The sequence below is a fragment of the Pseudomonas sp. PDM32 genome, assembly GCF_019219225.1.
GTDB lineage: Bacteria > Pseudomonadota > Gammaproteobacteria > Pseudomonadales > Pseudomonadaceae > Aquipseudomonas > Aquipseudomonas laurylsulfatiphila.
On sequence record NZ_JAHUWE010000029.1, the window covers coordinates 1 to 1,974 of the forward strand.

The 1,974-nt window shown below is 51.3% G+C and carries 1 protein-coding gene and 2 pseudogenes; 2 read left to right on the forward strand and 1 reads right to left on the reverse strand.

Going from position 1 to position 1,974, the window contains the following annotated elements:
* The coding region (locus tag KW846_RS29610; protein ID WP_218486455.1) for an RHS repeat-associated core domain-containing protein at positions 1-1,289 on the forward strand (1,289 nt) is incomplete at its 5' end.
* Here KW846_RS29610 and KW846_RS29615 read toward each other — a convergent pair.
* Positions 1,276-1,584, reverse strand: a pseudogene (locus KW846_RS29615) (PLP-dependent aminotransferase family protein); the annotation flags it as partial. The gene KW846_RS29610 and the pseudogene KW846_RS29615 sit on opposite strands and share 14 nt — an antisense overlap.
* Positions 1,585-1,789: 205 nt before the next feature.
* Between KW846_RS29615 and KW846_RS29620 the strand changes: the two are divergent.
* Positions 1,790-1,974: pseudogene (locus tag KW846_RS29620) on the forward strand (RHS repeat protein); the annotation flags it as partial.

The window sequence follows — 1,974 nt, forward strand, 5'->3', positions numbered from 1 at the left end:
GCAAATACCGGGAGGTTACCGCGAAATCCATCGTGCATACGCCCGAGGTGCGTTATTTGCCGGGCATCGAACTGCACGTCAATAGCGCCACCGGAGAACGGCTCCAGGTGATCAGCGTTCAGGCCGGTCGCTGCAGCGTACGCCTGCTGCATTGGGACAGTCCGCCGCCAGCGGGACTGGACAACGATCAGTGGCGTTACTGCTTCGACGATCACTTGGGGTCGAGTGCCTTTGAAGTCGATGCGCAGGCTAAAACCATCAGCCAGGAAGTGTATTACCCCTTCGGCGGAACGGCTTGGTTAGCGGGACGGCACGAAGTGGAAACCAGCTACAAGACCATTCGTTATTCAGGCAAGGAGCGGGATGCGACGGGGCTTTATTACTATGGGGCGCGGTATTACGCGCCGTGGCTGCAGCGCTGGTTGAATCCGGATCCGGCGGGGGATGTGGATGGGTTGAATTTTTATCGATTTGTCAGGAACAATCCTATTAATTTTTTGGATCAACAAGGTCACTTCCCAACACTGTCTAATTTGTTATCTCGTTATTATGAATTTTTACGGTCGTTTTTTGGGGGGCGCAAAATCAAGGCGCGAGGAATAGACGAAATATCCACGCTTTATCCGGACAGAGGGGCGACATTGGATGACGCTTTCGGTGGTTTGGAAATTTTGCTGGAACTTGCTATTTCCGAATTGGACGAGCCTAGTAGCAGAGATATTTATTCAGCTAATTTTGGGGGGGAGGCTCCATCAAGTTTTGATTACTTTAAACGCGGGTTTATCGAAATGCTGTCAGAGGTAGAACTCATAAAAAACAAACCGAATAGATTTGTTTTGATTAAAGGGAGTGGTGCTGGTGCTTATGTCAATATGTCTGATCCTGAACGGAATATTTACATTGAAAAGAGCACTTTAAGTTCCGGTTTTTCAGAAGAGGCGCTATGGGCCTTAGGTCACGAGTTAACTCATTTGAATAGTGTTTTTAATTCCGAGGATTTTTGGTATTTTGGTCTACAAGACGATCGAGCGCTAAGTAATCCCCCGTTTGGCATGGTTAGAAGGCCTGACAAATTTTTTTCCGGGGAGGTGCCTGAAGAATTGTTTGTGAATTCTTTTGCTTTACGTTGGCAGACGGGGGCGATTTCCTTAGCTGGCGCTGTGGAGGTCTTTAACAAGTCTCCAGAAGTTAGAACTAGTTTGGCGCTTCATAATGCCGATACGTTGATTAATTTTGCTTCGTCCTTAGCAAATGCACGAGTTATGAGGGATCAATTCAAAAGGACCTGACAATCCGCCCCAACGTCTCCATCGCCTTCTCCGCAGCCTCATCCCACGGGCTCCCATAATTCAACCGAATACAATTCCTGAACCTTTGCATCGGCGAAAAAATCGGTCCCGGTGCAATGCTGATCCCCTGCGCCAGCGCCATTTGAAACAACTTCAACGAATCCATCTGCTCCGGCAATTCCAGCCACAAAAAGTACCCGCCTGCCGGTTGGCTGACTCGCGTCTGCGCCGGGAAATAGTGGGCGGTGGCGGCGTGCATGGCGGCTTGCTGGTCTTCCAGCGCATGACGCAAACGAGCCGCAATGCATCACCAGGCCTTGATCGGATGACGCTTCAGAGTTTGCTTGAGCACGCCGAGATCGATGCGTTCACGCGGAGTTTGCTGATCCATACGGTGCCTGACAACAAAAGTGCACACGGTGTCTACTGTCATTCTTGACAGTAGACACCAACCTTGGGTGCGCCTAGATTCGCGGTAGTCTTCAAAGGGTCGCCTCGATATGAACGCGCACACGCCGTCCATCAGTGTCGTGGACCCGCGCGGTTTAGCCGTGCGGACGGTGGCGTATTGTCGGAAGGCGATAGCCGATCCGGTCACGGCGCGAGTCACGCATCAGGTTTTCGATCTGGTTGGTCGGCTATCACAGCAGCGCGATCCGCGATTGTTTGCCTTGAGCCAGAGCGA